General features: G+C 34.5%; 19 protein-coding genes. 3 read left to right on the top strand and 16 right to left on the bottom strand.

Annotation, left to right across the window (positions count from 1 at the left end; translation table 11 throughout):
- Positions 1–68 precede the first annotated feature (68 nt).
- The 15 genes from KHA93_RS00470 to KHA93_RS00400 form a co-directional block, all read right to left on the bottom strand.
- On the bottom strand, positions 69–509 hold the full coding sequence (locus KHA93_RS00470; protein WP_213108920.1) for a hypothetical protein: 441 nt from the start codon (positions 507–509) through the stop codon (positions 69–71).
- Complete coding sequence (locus tag KHA93_RS00465; protein ID WP_213108919.1) at positions 509–1,186, bottom strand: alpha/beta family hydrolase; 678 nt, start codon at positions 1,184–1,186, stop codon at positions 509–511. The genes KHA93_RS00470 and KHA93_RS00465 overlap by 1 nt, the downstream gene beginning before the upstream one ends.
- 1 nt (position 1,187) lies before the next feature.
- Complete coding sequence (locus KHA93_RS00460) at positions 1,188–2,006, bottom strand: PP2C family serine/threonine-protein phosphatase (protein WP_213108918.1); 819 nt, start codon at positions 2,004–2,006, stop codon at positions 1,188–1,190.
- 145 nt (positions 2,007–2,151) lie between these two features.
- A complete protein-coding gene (locus tag KHA93_RS00455) occupies positions 2,152–2,535 on the bottom strand; it encodes a VOC family protein (protein WP_213108917.1) in 384 nt (127 codons plus the stop codon).
- Between the two features lie 303 nt (positions 2,536–2,838).
- Entirely contained in the window at positions 2,839–3,876 is a 1,038-nt protein-coding gene (locus tag KHA93_RS00450; protein WP_213108916.1) for an alpha/beta fold hydrolase, read from the bottom strand.
- A gap of 300 nt (positions 3,877–4,176) precedes the next feature.
- Positions 4,177–5,244 carry an LLM class flavin-dependent oxidoreductase gene (locus tag KHA93_RS00445; protein ID WP_213108915.1) on the bottom strand — a complete coding sequence of 356 codons (1,068 nt, stop codon included), beginning with the start codon at positions 5,242–5,244 and terminating at the stop codon, positions 4,177–4,179.
- A gap of 834 nt (positions 5,245–6,078) precedes the next feature.
- Complete coding sequence (locus tag KHA93_RS00440; RefSeq protein WP_213108914.1) at positions 6,079–6,675, bottom strand: NADPH-dependent FMN reductase; 597 nt, start codon at positions 6,673–6,675, stop codon at positions 6,079–6,081.
- 22 nt (positions 6,676–6,697) lie between these two features.
- Positions 6,698–7,750 carry an LLM class flavin-dependent oxidoreductase gene (locus tag KHA93_RS00435; RefSeq protein WP_213108913.1) on the bottom strand — a complete coding sequence of 351 codons (1,053 nt, stop codon included), beginning with the start codon at positions 7,748–7,750 and terminating at the stop codon, positions 6,698–6,700.
- A gap of 17 nt (positions 7,751–7,767) precedes the next feature.
- On the bottom strand, positions 7,768–8,616 hold the full coding sequence (locus KHA93_RS00430) for a VOC family protein (RefSeq protein WP_213108912.1): 849 nt from the start codon (positions 8,614–8,616) through the stop codon (positions 7,768–7,770).
- An 18-nt stretch (positions 8,617–8,634) separates the two neighbouring features.
- Positions 8,635–9,036 (bottom strand): DoxX family protein, encoded by a 402-nt coding sequence (locus KHA93_RS00425; protein WP_213108911.1) that lies wholly within the window; start codon positions 9,034–9,036, stop codon positions 8,635–8,637.
- Positions 9,037–9,531: 495 nt separating this feature from the next.
- Positions 9,532–10,407: an aminoglycoside phosphotransferase family protein gene (locus KHA93_RS00420; RefSeq protein WP_233710999.1), complete on the bottom strand. Its 876-nt coding sequence runs from the start codon at positions 10,405–10,407 to the stop codon at positions 9,532–9,534.
- A gap of 258 nt (positions 10,408–10,665) precedes the next feature.
- The gene (locus KHA93_RS00415; protein WP_349772239.1) at positions 10,666–11,124 is read right to left on the bottom strand and encodes a GNAT family N-acetyltransferase; all 459 of its coding nucleotides are present in this window, start codon (positions 11,122–11,124) and stop codon (positions 10,666–10,668) included.
- Positions 11,125–11,319: 195 nt separating this feature from the next.
- Complete coding sequence (locus tag KHA93_RS00410) at positions 11,320–11,478, bottom strand: hypothetical protein (protein ID WP_213108908.1); 159 nt, start codon at positions 11,476–11,478, stop codon at positions 11,320–11,322.
- A gap of 38 nt (positions 11,479–11,516) precedes the next feature.
- Positions 11,517–12,755, bottom strand: a complete 1,239-nt coding sequence (gene sstT / locus KHA93_RS00405) for a serine/threonine transporter SstT (RefSeq protein ID WP_213108907.1) — start codon at positions 12,753–12,755, stop codon at positions 11,517–11,519.
- Positions 12,756–13,428: 673 nt separating this feature from the next.
- On the bottom strand, positions 13,429–13,971 hold the full coding sequence (locus KHA93_RS00400; RefSeq protein WP_213108906.1) for a GNAT family N-acetyltransferase: 543 nt from the start codon (positions 13,969–13,971) through the stop codon (positions 13,429–13,431).
- A gap of 296 nt (positions 13,972–14,267) precedes the next feature.
- Here KHA93_RS00400 and KHA93_RS00395 point away from each other — a divergent pair, with 296 nt between their 5' ends.
- The 3 genes from KHA93_RS00395 to KHA93_RS00385 all read left to right on the top strand — a co-directional run bounded on the left by KHA93_RS00395 (position 14,268) and on the right by KHA93_RS00385 (position 17,034).
- Positions 14,268–15,047: a hypothetical protein gene (locus KHA93_RS00395; protein ID WP_213108905.1), complete on the top strand. Its 780-nt coding sequence runs from the start codon at positions 14,268–14,270 to the stop codon at positions 15,045–15,047.
- 270 nt (positions 15,048–15,317) lie between these two features.
- The gene (locus KHA93_RS00390) at positions 15,318–15,830 is read left to right on the top strand and encodes an RNA polymerase sigma factor (protein ID WP_213108904.1); all 513 of its coding nucleotides are present in this window, start codon (positions 15,318–15,320) and stop codon (positions 15,828–15,830) included.
- Positions 15,817–17,034, top strand: coding sequence for a hypothetical protein (locus KHA93_RS00385; RefSeq protein ID WP_213108903.1), 1,218 nt, complete (start codon positions 15,817–15,819; stop codon positions 17,032–17,034). Before KHA93_RS00390 ends, KHA93_RS00385 begins: the two co-directional genes overlap by 14 nt.
- Before the next feature lie 138 nt (positions 17,035–17,172).
- Here the strand turns inward: KHA93_RS00385 and KHA93_RS00380 are convergent, their stop codons facing one another.
- Positions 17,173–18,054: a CAP domain-containing protein gene (locus KHA93_RS00380; protein WP_432806298.1), complete on the bottom strand. Its 882-nt coding sequence runs from the start codon at positions 18,052–18,054 to the stop codon at positions 17,173–17,175.
- Between the last annotated feature and the right edge of the window lie 272 nt (positions 18,055–18,326).

The raw sequence follows: 18,326 nt of genomic DNA, 5'->3' as shown, positions 1-18,326 counted from the left end.
CTGTATATTCATTGTTTACATTAATTTCCCGATGAGTGAGCATCACGCCATTAAATTTTTATAACCACTCATTCACAGTCTTTCACTTCGTAATGCTTCCCCTCTTTAGGAAACTTCCCTTCAGGAGGAATCCATGCACCTTGGCAAATTCTCTTTTTATTTTTCACCAGGTAAGCATAGGTCCAATCACTTTCATTGTCAAAATTCACAAGTAAATAATTTCTATTATATTGCCTCCCCATTCGCCTCGTTATTTCCCAATTTTGATTAGGGTATTTTTTAATGAGGTATTGATTTAAATACTCCTTCTTTTTTGAAAATTGATAGTCGTGTATATAGGGGCGGGCTATAAAGAACATAAGAAGCAAGAAAGTCAATAAACCCGCAATATATAACCCACGCTTCCTTATCTTTCTGGGCAATAAAATCGCGACAATAAATAATGAAGCAATTAAAATACTTGATGCGATTATTTCAATAACGGTTATTGGATGCAATTCCATCCCCATTATTTATCCTTATATTTTTTTATAATTTTCTCAATAGACTCCATCACATCATAAACAATATTAATCGTCATTTTAATATCTCCTTTTACCTCTAATCCATGATTTGCCTTAGGAATGACAAGTCCTGTAACGTTGGTATTTTCATTAATGGATGCAATAGACTCTTCATTATAATGAGGGTCATCCGTTCCAATTACATAAAGAGAAGGAATCTCTGTTTTTGAAAGGGCATTGTACACAATCTCATCTTTGATAAGAGGTGTCAGCCATATTCCATATGAATTTTGCTTGCTAATAAAGTCCTTCTCGATCCATTCATATGCCATAGGAATGGTTCCAATAGATTTGCTTAAAATAAAATACGTTTCATACTTTGCATCTTTAAGAACTGCTGTAACCACAGATTTCACATCTTCATATATCCATTGATCCTGATCATGGTGGTCCAGTTTTTTAAAGGCTTCATTGCCTAAATAGTTATAATTAATATGGAGAATATCGACATTCTCATTCATACACACATTGGTCGCATAGTGAAAAAGTGGTCGCTGGGTTGTGTAGCCAAGTCCAGGAAGCATAATGCAAATACTATTATTTTTTTCTTTACCACAAATCCATATATAGTTAATTGCTGATTGTTCATTTCTAACTACGTTTCCTTCATTAAACTCATACATTCTATTCATCCCTATTTGGTAGATCACTTGGATATCGTGCAGAAAATGTGTTGTTACACTCCCAACAAATGATAGTCCCACTATCTCTGCCTAGATGTTCATGAACATGTTGTAACATGCGCCTTAAACCATTCTCTATTTCCCTATCATTAGAAAACTCCTTATATATATTCTTACCATTTTGATAATACTCCTTCCCACATTCCAATATTCCATCCGTAAGCATTAGGATTACGTTTCTTCCAGGTCTTAATTCCCTAATGCCAGTAGAATAACAAGGGACGGGTAGAGAAAAAGTATTAACAAAACCAATCCACTCATAAAATTGACGCTGATTTAGTTTATATTGACCTAAATTATGTAGTTCTTCATGCAACAGATATACTAAACAATCTCCAACTGAAAACCACCATAGGTAATTTTCCTTTCTAACACAAATGAGGCAGGCGGTTTCTCCTTTGATATTTTGACAGGCATTTATAAACTCAGATGATTGGAAGACTGATAGTAAATGAATTTCTAATAATTGAAATACATGTTTTATAGGTTTATTCAAAATCTCTGAAATACTCTTCCATTCATTCTGGATGGTATGAATAACAAGGTCCACACTCTCTGAACTATCATGACCATCCAAGATCATGGACAGCTCCCAATCCACACCTGTCCATACTAAAGCACCGTCTTCATTTTTATTGGCACCTGCACTTGAATTGCCACCATACCTCCCTATAAGAACTTGATTACATGATTCTATTTTTATCTCATCTACATAATGAATTTCACTTCCACTCCACTCAAATGTATATCTTTTCGACATAGAGGATCCCACCTTATTAATGATTCATATACATCGTTTCGCTAATAAATATTAATTTTACTTTCTTGAATAAATTGTAAAAATTATACTTTTAGTCGTAAATAATATCAACTATCAGTTTAAAATAGAGCTTTACCTACCTTTATTAAGTAAAACAAGTACAAATCATTATGATATTTCCATTGGGGTCTTTAAACGTAAAATCTGCAAGATTGGGGAATGTTTCTATTTCTGTTACAATTTCCGCTCCCATATCTTTTACAAGTTTATAAGCAATATTAATATCATCAGTACTTAGATTAAATAGGGGTTGGTTTGAAGGCATGAATTTATATTCCTCGTCAAAACAATGATTGTCTAACGTTAATCCAGGTCTTCCTGGCCCCATATCTATCGTATGAATAGGTCCCTTGTAATCCGATTCTTTAAATTCTAGTCCAAATAATTTTGAATACCATCTTACCGATTCTTTTAAGTTACTAACATGAATAAAAATGGTGTCCACTCTGTTATAAATAATTGGTTTCATAAAAAAACCCCTCCTACATTTAGTAATCTCCAAATCATTCACTTGCTTATTAATTCGGCTGTTTAGCTCAATTTCCTTTTTTATGTAATGATCTTTTGTTGTTCTATCTAAATGTTTGAGTGATACTTCCAGAAAGCGTATGTGCAGAAAATATATTGTCGACATTTAATAAAATCAAAAAAAATAGAGCTGACTCTCTAACTTGTAAAATCAGCTCAACATCTATCTCTTAAGTTTAATTAGAAAAAATACTGCTTGGTTATTAAAGTACACTCACCTACAAAGACCACTTTTTTTACTTTGCTAATTATTAAACTCTTCCAAAGTATTATTTAACCAATCTGCAAATAATTCTTTTTGTTCAAACTGTGGGTAATGTGCGGATTCATCAAAAATTACAAAATCTTTTACAGGTGCTTCTATTTCATTAAAGTATGTTTTTGCTGCATTTACTGATGTCATATAATCATATTTCCCCATGACTATAAAACAAGGTATTTCCAGTTTATCAACTATACTTGTAATATCATGTTTTCGTTCCTCAGGTATTAATATCTTCTGAGAGAGAGAAACTCCCTTTATATAACGAGCAGCATCAAGAAAATTATACTCAGGACTAAAGAGAAATCCTAAATAGTAATCCATATTATCATTAATCAGTCTTGCTGCTCCACCATATTTTCGAACTAAATTTCTTGGTGTAAGAACTTCACCATTTTCAATTGAGTTTTGAAGGCTTTCAAGTTTTTTTACGTCTTTCAGATTTCCAGCTAACGTTGCCTCATTTATTGTATAGCTTAAACTGTCCAATTCACTTTGAACCGAATTAGAAACCTGGCCTATTCCTATGTACATTGAAAATTTGTTTGGTGCTTTGTTTGCTGCTTTCATTCCTATGTATGTACCATATGAATGCCCTATTAAAATAACCTTTTCTTGCCCCAACAATTCTTTTATATGGTCCGTCAATTCTAAAAGGTCATCTACATGTAAATCGGATGATAAATTTGAATAATCCTCAAAGAAATGATATGATTTCCCGCTGCCTCGTTGGTCATAATGAACAATCGTAAAATTCTTTTCGAGTAAATCTTGGTACTTCCTAACATAAGGTATTTCGGAACAACCTGGACCACCATGAACAAATATGATAATCGGATTAGATCGATCATTACCTCTAATCATGACTTCCAGTTTAGTTCCATTAATTTCTACCTGTTGCAAAGTGCTAATACTATTTTTCCCTTTAATAGTTGGTGTCCATGTAGGTAGGAATAAGCTAATTACAACTAATGAAAAAATAAAAATACAAATCGCTATCAATTTTTTCTTTCTATTCAAAGCCAAGCTCCTAATATGTTTATTTACTTTTCTCTCTATTTAATCTTCAAAGAAAAATCCTCTTCTTGAATTATAGAAAAAAGCATTACTAACTTAATAAAACAAACTGTATCAATACTTCAATGCAAAAGTATCATTGTCCTTCTTCTCCAAATGAATTTTAAGTAAAGGAAAAAATCATTATCAGAGAAAATTTTTTTACTTTTCAAGTCGATAATATAAAACGGAATGTAATGGATAAAGAGGGGGAATTCCCCTCTTTAATTTAATCGGCAAACTTTCTAGTAATTATAATAAAACTTATTTACTAATTTCTTTTCGGACAACAGGAGCTACTTCTGTGGCTAAAAGTTCGATGGCCCTTGCTACATTCTTAAACGGAATTCCTCCTATGTCCAACTGAGCCATGAAACGTCTATGTCCAAATAATTCATATTGATAAAGAATTTTTTCAACTATTTGCTGCGGACTTCCAACAAACAAGACTGTCTCTGGACCTGTCATTTCCTCGAAATCTTCTCGCGTCATCTTAAAACTATTCCCATGCTGGTGGTTTACGTTAGTCCAGTAATTGGAGTAAAAAGGGTAAAATTCATCCTTTGCCTGTTGCGTTGTCTTTGCAATATACCCATGTCCTGTTACGCATACGTTTAGCTGATCCTGATGTCCTGATTCCATACCAACTATTCGGTAAAGATCAACCAGAGGCTTAAACAATCTTGGCTCTCCACCGAGAATAACCATCGCCAATCCAACCCCTAAAGTTCCGGCATGAGCTGCACTTTCTATATTGCGGCTAACACCTACCCAGGTTGGCAACTTATTTTGTAATGGACGAGGAGAGATTTCAGCATTGTTTAATGACGAGCGAAAGCGACCAGACCATGAAATTCGCTCACTATCATTTATTTTTAAAAATAGCTCCATATTTTCTTTAAATAATGCATCGTAGTCATTAATGTCAAATCCAAAAAGGGGAAAGGAGTCCAAAAACGCTCCTCGACCTGCTATGATTTCAGCACGTCCATCCGATATCAAATCTAAGGTAGCAAAGTCTTCAAATAAACGAACTGGATCAACTGTGCTTAATACGGTAGTGGCACTCGTTAATTTAATTCGTTTTGTTGCTTGAGCAATAGCTGCTAAAACAACTTGAGGGGAGGAAACCGCATAGTCTAACCTATGATGCTCTCCAACTCCGAATATATCTAACCCTGCCTCATCAGCTAGCTTTGCTGCTTGAATAACCTCTTTTATTCGTTGACTGGAACTAATTGTTTTACCAGTTAGAGGATTAGGAGCGATGTCCGCAAGCGTGTATAGACCTATTTCAAATCCCGTATGTTTCAAACTATTTCCAGATTCCATAACATACCTCTTTTCATTACCAGAAGGGGCATGAGTATTAATCCATCGTCTTCCCTTCTGAAAAGTTGCACCAAATTTTTTCTATTTAGCTACTTATTTCGAGTTACTTATCTGAGAAAATCAGTGTAAATTAATTAATCCCAACACAATTTTTTTAGGTTACAGTGCCCCCTATTCCACACTCCAAGTATTTGAATATGTGGTAATTGATATTAATATATGAAAATAAAAGAAAAAGCGAGTAAGTTCCATGTGAATTATTTGGATGGGTCAGGAGGAAATTTCCCTTAGCCCCTTTATGTTATTTGTACTAAAACTACTACTCTGGCTGTTTGGGCTAGACGGTGGGATTTGGTTTTATTCGCTGTAACGAAATTCCGAAAATAGATTTCGTCACAATGAAAGGTGAAAGGAAGCCTTTTTTTACTTACCAAGTTGAAAACATAGAGGATTCATATAGGAATGACGTAAAAGTGCATAGAAGTTTAAAAAATGGTTTATAAACGAAGTTGCGGACACAGCTCCCTTTTTTTCGACCCAAATAGAAATTACTAGGGTATATGGGGCGGCCGGTCAAAAGAAGAAAACGGTAATAACGAGGGGCTAATACCCAAAATCCTGCTACAAAACGTGGATTTTTTTGAGACTATTTCTGGATGAAAAAAGCCGATTTCCTAAGCATTTAGGAATATCGGCTCTTCCATTATGTTAAATTAATGTCCACTTTTATCTATCGGTTTTTTATTGTTCCACATCATATTGATTATCAATCATTGGAACATCTCAGGCAAGCTAATGATTCAAAAACATTTAGATACTAACACTTCATTGTTTTTATCTTATGTTTTTAAATGCACTACCCCAAGCCACAACGTCGCTTAGCATTTCATTCACATTGTCTAGATGCATATCCCGAGGTTTGAAGTCAGTACCATTTTCAAAATCTAGAAATAATGACAAGGTTGGATGTGTACGAACGTCTGCCACTTTTAGTTCACCACAAATTCCTCTCAAATGTTCTACTGCACGTGCACCACCTGTAGAGCCATAGCTTACAAACCCCGCTGCTTTGTCGTTCCATGCTTCGCGTGCGAAATCAAGTGCATTTTTTAAAGCTCCTGTAATACTGTGGTTATATTCTTGAACGATAAATACGAATCCATCCAAATTCGCAAGTTTCTCATTCCAAGCAACTATTCCCGGTTCTGTACCATCGCTTGTCCCTAAGAAAGGTAAATTAAACGTAGCAATATCGACGATTTCATAATTGGCATCTCCACGTTTATCCGCAATGTCTTTCACCCATTTACCTACTTGTGGACTTACGCGACCTTGGCGTGTACTTCCTAAAATAATTCCAATGTTTAATTTTTCAGTTGCCTTTTCTTCATGATTTGGTTGTTTTCTAAATAATTTTTGTAAAAAACCCATTGTTGCACCTACCTATTTATACTTATTTACTTGTTTCTTTTCTGACAACAGGAGCTACTTCTGTAGCTAAAAGCTCAATGGCCTGTGCTACATTTTCAAAGGGTATTCCTCCTATGTCCATCTGAGCCATGAAACGTCTATGTCCAAATAGCTCATATTGATAAAGAATTTTTTCAACTATTTGCTGCGGACTTCCAACAAACAACGCTGTCTCTGGCCTCGTCATTTCCTCGAAGTCTTCACGTGTCATTTTAAAACTCATTCCACGCTGTCGGTTTACGTAAGTCCAGTAATTGGAGTAAAAAGGGTAAAATTCATCCTTAGCCTGTTGAGTTGTTTTTGCAATATACCCATGCCCCGTTACGCTTACGTTTAGTTGATCTTGATGTCCCGATTCCATACCAGCTTTATGGTAAAGGTCAACCAAATGCTTAAACCGTCTTGGCTCTCCACCGAGAATGACCATCGCCATTCCAACCCCTAATCTACCGGCACGAGCTGCACTTTCCGGAGTACCGCCAACACCAACCCAGATTGGCAACTTATTTTGTAATGCACGAGGAGCGATTTCAGCATTGTTTAATGGTGTGCGAAAGCGACCAGACCATGAAATTCGCTCATTCTCATTTATTTTTAATAAAAGCTCCATATTTTCTTCAAATAATGCATCGTAGTCATTGATGTCGAATCCAAAAAGAGGAAAGGATTCCACAAACGCTCCGCGACCTGCTATGATTTCAGCACGCCCATCCGAAATCAAATCCAAGGTAGCAAAGTCCTCAAATAAACGAACTGGATCAACTGTGCTTAATACGGTAGTGGCACTTGTTAATTTAATTCGTTCGGTTGCTTGAGCAATAGCTGCTAAAACAACCGGAGGGGCTGACACCGCATAGTCTAACCGATGATGCTCTTCAACACCGAAGATATCAAGCCCAGCCCCATCAGCAAGCTTTGCTGCTTGAATGATTTCCTTTATTCGCTGTCCGGCACTAATGGCTGTTCCTGTATGAGGATTAGGAACGATATCTGCGAGCGTGTACAGTCCAATTTCAATTCCTTTTCCCGATTCCATATCACACCTCAATTCAGCTAAAACATCAATGAAATTGCATTACCAGAAGGATCATAAGTGATAAAAACATCGTTTTCTTCCTCAATAATTGCACCAATTTGCTTCAAATTGGCGGCCACCTTGTTACGAGTTTCTTCATCTGGGAAAATCAATGTAAACGACTCAAGCCCAACACCATTTTTTGGTGGCTGCGGTGCCCCTATACCGTTCCATGTATTTAGGCCAATATGATGATGATATTTATTAGAAGAAATAAAAAGTGCCTGGTCTCCAAAACGGTTTACTACTTCAAAACCAAGTCCCTTTGTATAAAATTCTTCCGTCTTAACTAATTCTGAAACATGTAAATGGATATGTCCCATTACCGTACCAGCAGGCAGTCCATTCCAAGTTCCTTGTTTTCCGCTTGATAGCAAATCTGGAAAATTCAAAGGATCCACTGCCATTGCTACTTCTCCGTTACTCCAGTCCCATTCGGAAGGATCACGGTCGATATAAATTTCAATCCCATTTCCATCTGGGTCAGATAAATAAAGAGCCTCACTGACAAGATGATCAGATGACCCGACTCGGACCCCTTTTTCAATAAAATGAAAAACTATATTCGCTAAATCCGAACGATTCGGCAAAAGAAGTGCAAAATGATATAATCCTGTCGTTCTTGCTTGTTTTGGAATCACATTCTCTGGCTTTTCTAGAGACAAGATACTAGTTTTTCCATCAGTCGTTAACTTGGCAGTTGAATTCGTTTGTTCTAAAACTTTAAAACCAATCACTTCCTGATAAAATTGAAGAGAACGCTCCAAGTCTTCTACTTTAATTGTTACATGACCTACAAAAGTAGTTGGCTTAACATGAAATGTCACTATAACCCTCCTTATCGACTAATTTCCTTTTGAACGAAATAACTTGTAATCAAGTGATAATGCAGATTGTCTTGCTATGACAAAATAAATAGATGCAGCAAGTAAAATTAAATCAAGTTCATACCCGGCCATTTCTCCATTCCCAAGAAATCCTACCGAAAGTTTGACAGTAAAAATGGCTCCTAACATAATTACAGCAAATAATATAGATACAATTCGTGTCCCTATACCCAATATCAACGCAGCACCACCAATTAGTTCGATCAGTGCAACGACATAAGCAAAAAATCCTGGAATTCCAATACTATCAAAGAAGCCGACAGTATTCGTGATACCTCCTTGAAACTTTACTACTCCATGAATAAAGAAAATAATACCTAAAGCTAAACGTAATACTAGCTTGCCTAACTCGTTATTCATTACATTTTTTCTCCTCTCTATACAATCAGGTTACTTTACGTAAGTAAGTATACATAAGTGTGTAAATTGCGTCAAGTAAGTTATATTGAAAAAATAATGGAACATTTGGTTGTCCAGTTATTTTTTAAACTGAATGACAGAGAAAATTATAATTCTTTGGCTTATTCAAGAATTGATTTAGCAAGTTTATTTTGTCAATTGCACCTACATAACGCTATATATTTTGAAGAAGATCGTTATTCATCTTGTATTAAATTGAATAGTTTTAGCCCCCATAATAAATAAATCCCTCAAACATATATTTGAGGGATTCTATTACAATCTTCACTTTTAATATTATTTGACAAAAACGAATGATAACAAAGTAATTGCAGTTTACAATGCTCACAATTTTTAGTTGTATACGATATGATTTATGGTTCTAACTTATATTGAATTTCACAAATTACTAGCTAGTTTGCATATATTGAAAATCCGACAATAATTAACTAATACTTATTTATCTAAATCCTTAATATCCACACCTTGTAAGAATGGATTATTTCCAATTAAACTTTTCACCCGCTTCATCGTATTTGGCCCTATGGGTGTACCTCCGCTTCTACTTAGTAAGATCCATCTGAGGCAAGCCAATGATTCGAAAACTTCTAAGTCTTCGTTTGGAATGTCATTATTCAATAGATAACTAGAACGAAACACTTGTGCAAGTCGTTCCGAGATGTATATTCTTTTCAAAGTAAATGACCAGGCAAAATCATATCGAGGATCACCCAATTGTCCATTCGTCCAATCTATAACATTGTATCGGTCATTCTCTTCCAAAATATTGGCTAGATGAAAATCACCATGAATAATACGTTCCTGTTTTATATGTATTAGATGAACTAAAGAACTTACGGCGTTGTGTATGTCAGGATGTTTGTTAAGTTCAGGAAAAAAATAGTCTACGAAATCGTACTTTGGAAGTTGGATCGTTCCTTTATCTTCAATGTTAATTTGATGTAAAGTTGATAATATGTATGCAAAATCAATCATTTTCTTGTTATTTACTTTAAGAACAGGCTCCCCATCAAAAGTTGTTAACAATACCTTGTCTGAGTTTTGATCTATCCCCCAACCAATAGGCTTAGATACGGATAATTCTCTTTCAAAAAGGACATTCAATAAATGATATTGAAAACGAATATCAGGTTTGGATCTCTTATTCCATACTTTTAGTACAAAACTCTCATTATCTGAATCTATTTTTATGACTTCTGCTTCATATCCTTGATTCATGGGATGTAAGGTTAAAGTGTCTTCATGATTAATTAAATCATCTAGAATTTCACTTTTTTCTATCCAATTCACAACGCTTAAGGGTGTACTCAATGACCATCTTCCTTTCGTAAGCTTATTTTGATTAGTATGTATAAGTCCATTACAACTGCTGTTAACACAATAAATCTTAACTTTATTCAACATGAATTATCTTAGTTTGTTCTTCTACTTTCCCTGTTCAAATTCCTTCCGAAAAAAATTTAGAGTCATCCGAAGCTTCTCTTTTATTTGTTTTACCAATTATAAATGATTCTTTTACTACCTGGGATTGGGCACCAAGTCAACACTCTCCTCCCCCATTTCCATGTTTTAAGAAATATCTTTAGATACCCATTCATACTGCCTATCCGGTAAATTTTCTTCATTTTCATATCCTCTACCAATGATTTTAAACCCGTGCTTTTCATAAAATCGATGTGCTTTTTCATTTACTTCAAATGTAAATAACGTTATTCTTCCACTTGAGTGCGCTTTTGCCCTATCTAGTAATGTTTGACCTATACCCATTCCTTGATAATCGATATGAATATAAAGTTGACTGATTTCCATTTTAGTAAAGGCAATCATTCCCACTACTTTTCCATCCATTAACGCTAAATCTATTTGAAACTCTTCGGATAAAATTTGATTCAAAAAATATATATGATTATCAAAACTATGAATTTCTTTCTGACCAATAGCCTGTTCCTTACTATCTCGCCACATTCTCACGGTTTGTTCAGCGTATTGGGGATCATATTTAGTAATGATGATTTTGTGTGGGTTCACTAAGACGGCTCCTCCCTTTACATTCATTCTCTTATTCACTTTCATTTATTGGCGATAAATACCTTAGACGAAAAGAGTCCAGTTATTTCTTTATTTCAGGATTACTTGATTTTCCTATTCTAAAATCAAATAGTTACTTTTTTTAAATGAACATATAAGATTTACGATTACTTCAGATTTACCAAAATAAATGCTCTATCTAAAAACATGAAGCTCCAATTCAACAACACGACTGTTTCTAACAATCGTTTCTAAGTTCACCTGAATGTCATTTTTATGACTTTCCTTAGTTAAATATTCACCAATAACAACTAATCTTTGTTTTATTTTTCCATAAAAAAACTGCACCGCCAATCTAACAATGGAAGTGCAGTTCAAATAGAATATCTTATCTATCCTATTTTGGTGAAATCTATTTTTTTTCCTTCTTTACGCCACTCTTTATATTCAGCAGCTGCTGTGAACAGAACATCAGTAGAAGAGTTAAGTGCCGTTTCAAAAGAGTCTTGTAGAACACCTATGATAAAGCCTACTCCAACTACCTGCATAGCAACATCAGCCGAGATTCCAAATAAGCTACAAGCTAGAGGGATTAGCAATAATGATCCGCCAGCAACCCCAGAAGCACCACAAGCACATACTGCTGACAATACGCTGAGAATAATTGCAGTTGGTAAGTCCACTTGTATTCCAAGAGTATGAACCGCTGCAAGAGTTAAAACAGAAATAGTAACAGCTGCACCAGCCATATTAATCGTTGCACCTAACGGTATGGAAACTGAATAACTATCTTTATTTAAACCAAGATTTTCACATAATTTCATATTTACCGGAATGTTTGAAGCTGAGCTACGCGTAAAGAACGCTGTAATAGCGCTTTCTCTTAAGCACTTAAAAACAAGCGGGAAAGGGTTTTGCTTAATCACTACAAACACAATGATTGGATTAACAACCAACGCCACAAAGAGCATACACCCAATTAATATAGCAAGTAATTTACCATAGCTTAGTAAAGCGCCGAGTCCACTTGTCGTAATTGACTCAAATACTAGACCCATGATTCCTAATGGTGCTAACTTAATCACCCATGTAACCATTTTGGAAATAGCATCAGAAACATTTGAAATCATTGTTTTTGTCGAATCAGCTGCATTTTTTAAAGCCAAACCAAGAAGTACTGCCCAAGCTAAAATACCGATATAGTTCGCATTAAAAATTGCCTTTACGGGGTTATCAACTACGTTCAATAGTAATGTTTTAAGTACCTCAACAACACCTTCAGGAGGCGTCACACCCTCCGCACCCTTTGTAAGTGTTAAACCTACGGGAAAAATAAAACTTACAATTACAGCGATTAATCCAGCTAAAAATGTTCCTAAAAGGTATAAGATGATAACAGATTTCATATTCGTTTTTTGACCATTCTTATGTTGAGCGATGGCCGACATAACCAAAAAGAGTACTAACACAGGTGCAATCGCTTTCAAAGCACCTACAAATAAAGAACCAAAAATGACAATAGGTTTTGCTACTTCTGGGATCGTTAAAGCTAGGATAATACCAATAATCAGACCTACAATGATTTGTTTTACTAGACTCAAGCGATTCCACTTTTTCAGTAGATTTTTCATAGTTGCTCCCCCTACTTGTTATATTGCGGATACGGATAAAATCGTAGATAATTATAAAATGGAGATAATATCAACTTTATTGCTAGAGACCTTCAAAAGTTCATCTAAATATTAAAGCGGTTTCATTTAGAAATAATTTCTCTTATTTATGGACACCCCATTCTCATTCCACGCCATTAAGACATTTAATTTTCTTGTAAGTAAAATTATACTTACTTTTTATTATATTACAATACTATTATTATTAATGGGAATTTTTAAATAAAATGGGATTTAGATAGATAATAAAGAAAAGGTGATAGTTACTAACAAAATCATCGATGAGGATTATTATTTTAAAAAAACATTACGACCAGTAATAAAGGAAGCCTTGCAAATTATCTATATCCATAGAACTTTGCTTATGAATAGAGAAAAACAGTGTTATATTAACACTGCTTACTTTCTTCCATGTTCTTATTTTATCTTGGAAATTGTTTAACAATGAGGTTATTCCTATTTAAGCATTAGCACATATGATTTTTGTATCGAACTTCTGATTCATATTGTTTTTTTCAAAATATCAAGACAAACAATTATTTTTACTAGATGTTCAAAATATTAATTCGATAAAGGAAGTTCTACTATTTTTCAGTTGATATCTATGCATTCGTTCCATTCTACATGGAAAGGACTATTTATTCCATTCATCAGCTAGCATTCCATAAATAACATGATCTACATAGTGGTCATATAACCATTCGGCTCTTCTAATACAGCCCTCATTTACGAAACCTAGTCTTTCGGGAATACTTCTACTTTTTTTATTCTCTACAGCAGCCCTAATTTCCACTTTGTTTAATTTTAATTCCGAAAAAGCATAATCCGTTAATGCCCTAGCAACCCTAGTCATAATGCCATTTCCTTGATACTCTTCCCCAAGCCAATAGCCAATATATGCTGTATTGTTTGACCAATTAATACTATTAAAGCTAGCAACTCCAACGATATTTCCTTTAAACAAAATAACGGTAGTCAGACTATTATTTTCAGCAAAACCTTTTAAACACATTTTTATATATTCTGCTGTATCTCCCACTTTTGTTGTAGTATCTAGCCAAGGCAGCCATTCACGTAAATACTCTCTTGAATGATTGCTTAATTCAAAAATCCTTTCCCTGTCCCTTAAATCAATTAATTTTAAAGATAATTCCTCATCAATTTTATGTACAAACATTATATTCCCTCCGCAACATATAACCTATGAAACAATAAATTGAGAATATTTTACCAAAAAATAGATTTAAATTCTATTAAACAATTAAAAAGGAGAAGGATAATATTTGCTTCGTTCCTCCCCTCAATTTAACTAATACATGAGAATATTTGTTGACTTTTCGAATCATCCAACTTGGTCTCTTCTTTATGAATTTTGATCTTTAAAAAAGCTGAATAAACCATAATTTAAATAATTTTTTATTAAGGGTGTCCTTTTGACCTCCTTTTCCCTATATAGAGGGTGGAGGGATTAAATTGACAAATCGAATGAACAAAATTGATAGATTAGAATTATCACCGAACTTAGCTATTAAAATTGGGTTAAATGAGAGTATTGTTTTTCAACAACTCGCAAAATGTATTGATGATAATGGAATCTTATTGGATGGAGAACGTTGGGTCTCAATGACATATGAGCAGTGGCAAGAGATTTTTCCTTTTTGGTCTACTACTACGATTAAAAGAATCTTTACCTCACTACATAAAATGGGATTTATTAAAATTGAACAACACGGCAAACATCGTTATGACAGAACCAACTGGTACTGCATTTGTAACACTAAAAAGAAGGAGTTCTTCTTAAAAAATGAAAAGAACTTAGAAAACATTGCGGAGTTGTCTACACATACTGAAACCAGTCATACTAACGAACAAAGCCTGTCACCAGAAACAGAGCAAAAATATAAAGATATAGAAAACAGGTTGAACGAACTTAACTTTTTTCCATTAAAAGAAGATCAAAAGAAAGAATTGAAGGAAGCCTGCCAGTCCTTTCCGCTGTCGCAAATCATGGCTGCCATTGAACATACTGCGAAGAAGTCTATTTACGCTTGGAAATACGCATATAAAGTATTGATTACAAACAGAGCGCATGCCGGTAGAAATAAAACAATCTTTCGAAAGCAGCTTCGTACGGAATCACTACCATATTGGTTCTGCAAAGATGAAAATGAAATAAATATTGAATTCGATGAAGAAATGCTTGCAAGGAAAAAACGATTGGAAGAGATTCAGGAAAGATATAGGGCCGTGTAATTAAAAGATATACATTATAATACTGAGAAAAATACATTTATTGAATGGATTTCGAATAGTAAATTGCCTCTTCTTCTCAAAAAAGATGTGGTATATGCTGCATATAAGTACTAAATCCTAAGTTTGTCACTTTTCATTCTCGTATTTGAGCGTTACGAAAATGAATTCAGCTTATATAAAAGTCCATTTTTAAGGAATTTTTTATTTACTGTGCCATAAGCAGTATTCTTATACGTCTAATTAGTGAAATCGAAGACGGGGGACGGTGGAATGTCAAAAAGTAACATAATCATATCCGAATGGTTTCATCTATATAGCAATGACGTTTACAACTATTTAGTTTATTATACCGGGTCTACAGATGTAGAAGATTTAGTGCAAGAGGTTTTTATTAAAGTAATAATGGGGTTGAAATCATATAAAGGACAATCTAGTCCAAAAACTTGGATAATCAGTATTGCTCGTAATGTTGCAATTGATGACGCAAGAAAAAGAAATAAAAAAAGGAATTTATCATTCGATGAACAATTGATTAGTATTGACGGGGATTCACCTGAAAAATTTTTCTTACAAAATGAAGAAAAACAAGCATTATATAATGCAATTCAGATGTTAAAAAGTAATTACCGCGAAGTGATTTTACTAAGAGGTATAAAAGATATGACGGTTTCAGAGACTGCCGAAATTCTTAATTGGAAAGAAGAGAAAGTGAGAAGTACTTATTCCAGGGCACTGAAGTCACTAAGAAAGCTACAAGGTGGGGATTTAAATGACGAACTCTAATCAAAAAGAAATGGAACAACAGCTTCGTGACTTACCATCCTTTCAGTTAAACAAATCAAGCCAAGAGCACATTCACAAACAGTTAATGAAAACCGTTATTCAATATGAACAGAAAGAAAGGAAAGCAAGCATGATGAAAAAATTACTTGCAAGCTTTGCAGGAGTAGTTGCATTTTCCTTAGTTGTATTTTTCACTTTTACGATGATTGATGGCCACTTTTTGAATGATAATATAGATTCTAAAAATCATGGGTCCAATCAGGGTCCAGATAAAACACAAAATCCTCCTATAAAAAATATGTCTGAATTTAATGCCGAAAAAGCGAGGGAATTAACGAGCAAATACAAGCAATTATTTAATTCTTTTGCAAAAGAAGCAGAAGAAAATAATGAAAAAATCACATCCTTTGCTTCTAAAGCTGAAATTCAACAATCCTTTACTGGAGTGTTGACAGAGGAATTTGCCGCATCCATTGTTGACTCTTATTTTACGGAAAAAGACGGGAATGTATTTATAATTCCAAAGAGTGGTCCAGCTTGGTTATCAGAAAAAGATTTTACAGTTACGAAAGTCGAGGATGATCAATATATAGTTATCCAGGAACAAGATTCCCTCACCCTTGGCCATGTTTTATTAACGTATCACTTTCAAAATATTGATGATAATTGGCTAATAAGCAAAGTGGAGACACCAAATCTTGATGAAGAAGTTGTCCTACAGGAAACCGCTCAAGCCATTATGGAAGAAATTGATAAATTGGATATGGTGAATCTATCAGATTATGTCCATTCAGAAAAAGGTCTTTTGTTTTCACCTTATGTATTCATCAACCAAGAATCTGTCGTTTTTCATAAGAATGAAATTAGCGATTTATTAAATGACAAAAACAAATACTTGTGGGGATATTACGATGGCAAAGGGGAGGAAATCGAGCTTACAACTAGTGAATATTTTGCAAAATTCCTTTCTGCAGAAAAATTCATAAAAGATGGCTTAGTATTAGTTGATGATTTAAAGGAACGCGGCAATATTAAAAACAATATTAAGGATATCTTCCCTCAATCAAAAACGGTCGAGTACTTTCTAGAAGGTACGCAAGAAAATGACGGAATGGACCGAGAAAGCATTATACTCGTATTTGAAAAAGACCAAAATGGTATGTGGAAGTTAGTTGCAATCGTGAATGATGGGTGGACGATTTAAAATAAGAGACCCGAGACCTCCCATAAGATTATTGATAATGCCAATTCAATTGCTCATTCTTCAAACTAATTTTCCAGTATTAAGTGGGATAAGGGTTATTCCTTGTCCCACTTTTTTAATAATTCCAATTTCGGAATTTTACTTTCCAATAAACATTTGAGTCCAATGTTTACCAGTCTGCTCATAACCAACTCCGATATTGGTGAAGTTTTTACTTAATATATTTTCTCTGTGACCTTCACTATTCATCCATGATTGAACGACTTCTTGAGGGGTTTGTTGTCCCTGTGCGATGTTTTCCCCTGCACTTTGATAGGTCACACCTGAGTCTCTCATCATGTCGAATGGAGACCCGTAAGTAGGACTCGTATGTGAGAAATAATGTTTTTGTTGCATATCTTCAGATTTTTTTTGGGCAACATTACTTAATTGTGTATCAGCTTTTAAATCAGGCAAGCCATTTTTTCTTCGCTCTGCATTCGTTAAATCAATCACCTGTTGTGCTGCTTTACTAATTCCAGTAGTTTGTGCTTTTTCCGGCTGTTTCTGTGTTGGTGCCGGTTGCTGTGTTTGCGCTTTAGGAGCTTGCCCTTGCTGTTGTGTTGGTGCTTGTTGATAATTTGATGGTGGAGCCGCTTGTCCTTGTTGCTGTGATGGTGCTTGTTGATAATTTGGTGGTGGAGCTGCTTGTCTTTGCTGCCATTGTGGTACTTGCTGAGAAATCGGTGGTACACCCGTTTGATCTTGCTGCTGATTTGGCGCTTGACCGAAATTAATATCAGGGGCCTCCACTTGAAATTGAAATTGATTTCCAGGCTCTATCGGAACAAAATCGTATTTCGCCTGTTGAGTTAAAACCGCTTTTGTGTGAGGATAATCCTTACTAGACATCGATGTAGCCATACTAGAGATATTAAGATCCTTGGTTTGATCATTATTATCATTATTTGCATTATTATTACATGCAACAAGGCTAAGCATGATGAAAGGTGTTATTAACATGATTTTCTTGTTTATCAATTGAAACGCCTCCTTTGAAACGATATTATTACATTTATATTTTTGATTATTTTATTAAAAAAATAACTGGTAAAACCAGTTATTCAAATGAATTTCATGAACCTCAAAAGTTAAAATTACAACAAAAGAGACTGAGAAACCATGAAATTTTTCATGATTTCTCAGTCTCTTCTTACTTTCCTTAAGACAATCAACGCCATAGCTTCACAATGGCTTGGATGGTGATGGCAATTTAATATATTTTGGTTTACTTCGCTAATTTTCAAATAAAC

The organism is Lederbergia citrisecunda, from assembly GCF_018343695.1.
Classification (GTDB): Bacteria; Bacillota; Bacilli; order Bacillales; family Bacillaceae_C; genus Lederbergia; species Lederbergia citrisecunda.
The sequence above is the reverse complement of the archived record's forward strand: the minus strand, read 5'-3'. Positions and strand labels throughout refer to the sequence as shown.

Coding starts and splice junctions, on each gene's coding strand:
- KHA93_RS00455 (WP_213108917.1), bottom strand. CDS start 2,535: ATGAAACCAATTATTTATAACAGAGTGGACACCATTTTTATTCATGTT.
- KHA93_RS00435 (WP_213108913.1), bottom strand. CDS start 7,750: ATGGAATCGGGAAAAGGAATTGAAATTGGACTGTACACGCTCGCAGAT.
- KHA93_RS00465 (WP_213108919.1), bottom strand. CDS start 1,186: ATGTATGAGTTTAATGAAGGAAACGTAGTTAGAAATGAACAATCAGCA.
- KHA93_RS00460 (WP_213108918.1), bottom strand. CDS start 2,006: ATGTCGAAAAGATATACATTTGAGTGGAGTGGAAGTGAAATTCATTAT.
- KHA93_RS00470 (WP_213108920.1), bottom strand. CDS start 509: ATGGGGATGGAATTGCATCCAATAACCGTTATTGAAATAATCGCATCA.
- KHA93_RS00440 (WP_213108914.1), bottom strand. CDS start 6,675: ATGGGTTTTTTACAAAAATTATTTAGAAAACAACCAAATCATGAAGAA.
- sstT (WP_213108907.1), bottom strand. CDS start 12,755: ATGAAAAATCTACTGAAAAAGTGGAATCGCTTGAGTCTAGTAAAACAA.
- KHA93_RS00400 (WP_213108906.1), bottom strand. CDS start 13,971: ATGTTTGTACATAAAATTGATGAGGAATTATCTTTAAAATTAATTGAT.
- KHA93_RS00425 (WP_213108911.1), bottom strand. CDS start 9,036: ATGAATAACGAGTTAGGCAAGCTAGTATTACGTTTAGCTTTAGGTATT.
- KHA93_RS00445 (WP_213108915.1), bottom strand. CDS start 5,244: ATGGAATCTGGAAATAGTTTGAAACATACGGGATTTGAAATAGGTCTA.
- KHA93_RS00385 (WP_213108903.1), top strand. CDS start 15,817: ATGACGAACTCTAATCAAAAAGAAATGGAACAACAGCTTCGTGACTTA.
- KHA93_RS00390 (WP_213108904.1), top strand. CDS start 15,318: ATGTCAAAAAGTAACATAATCATATCCGAATGGTTTCATCTATATAGC.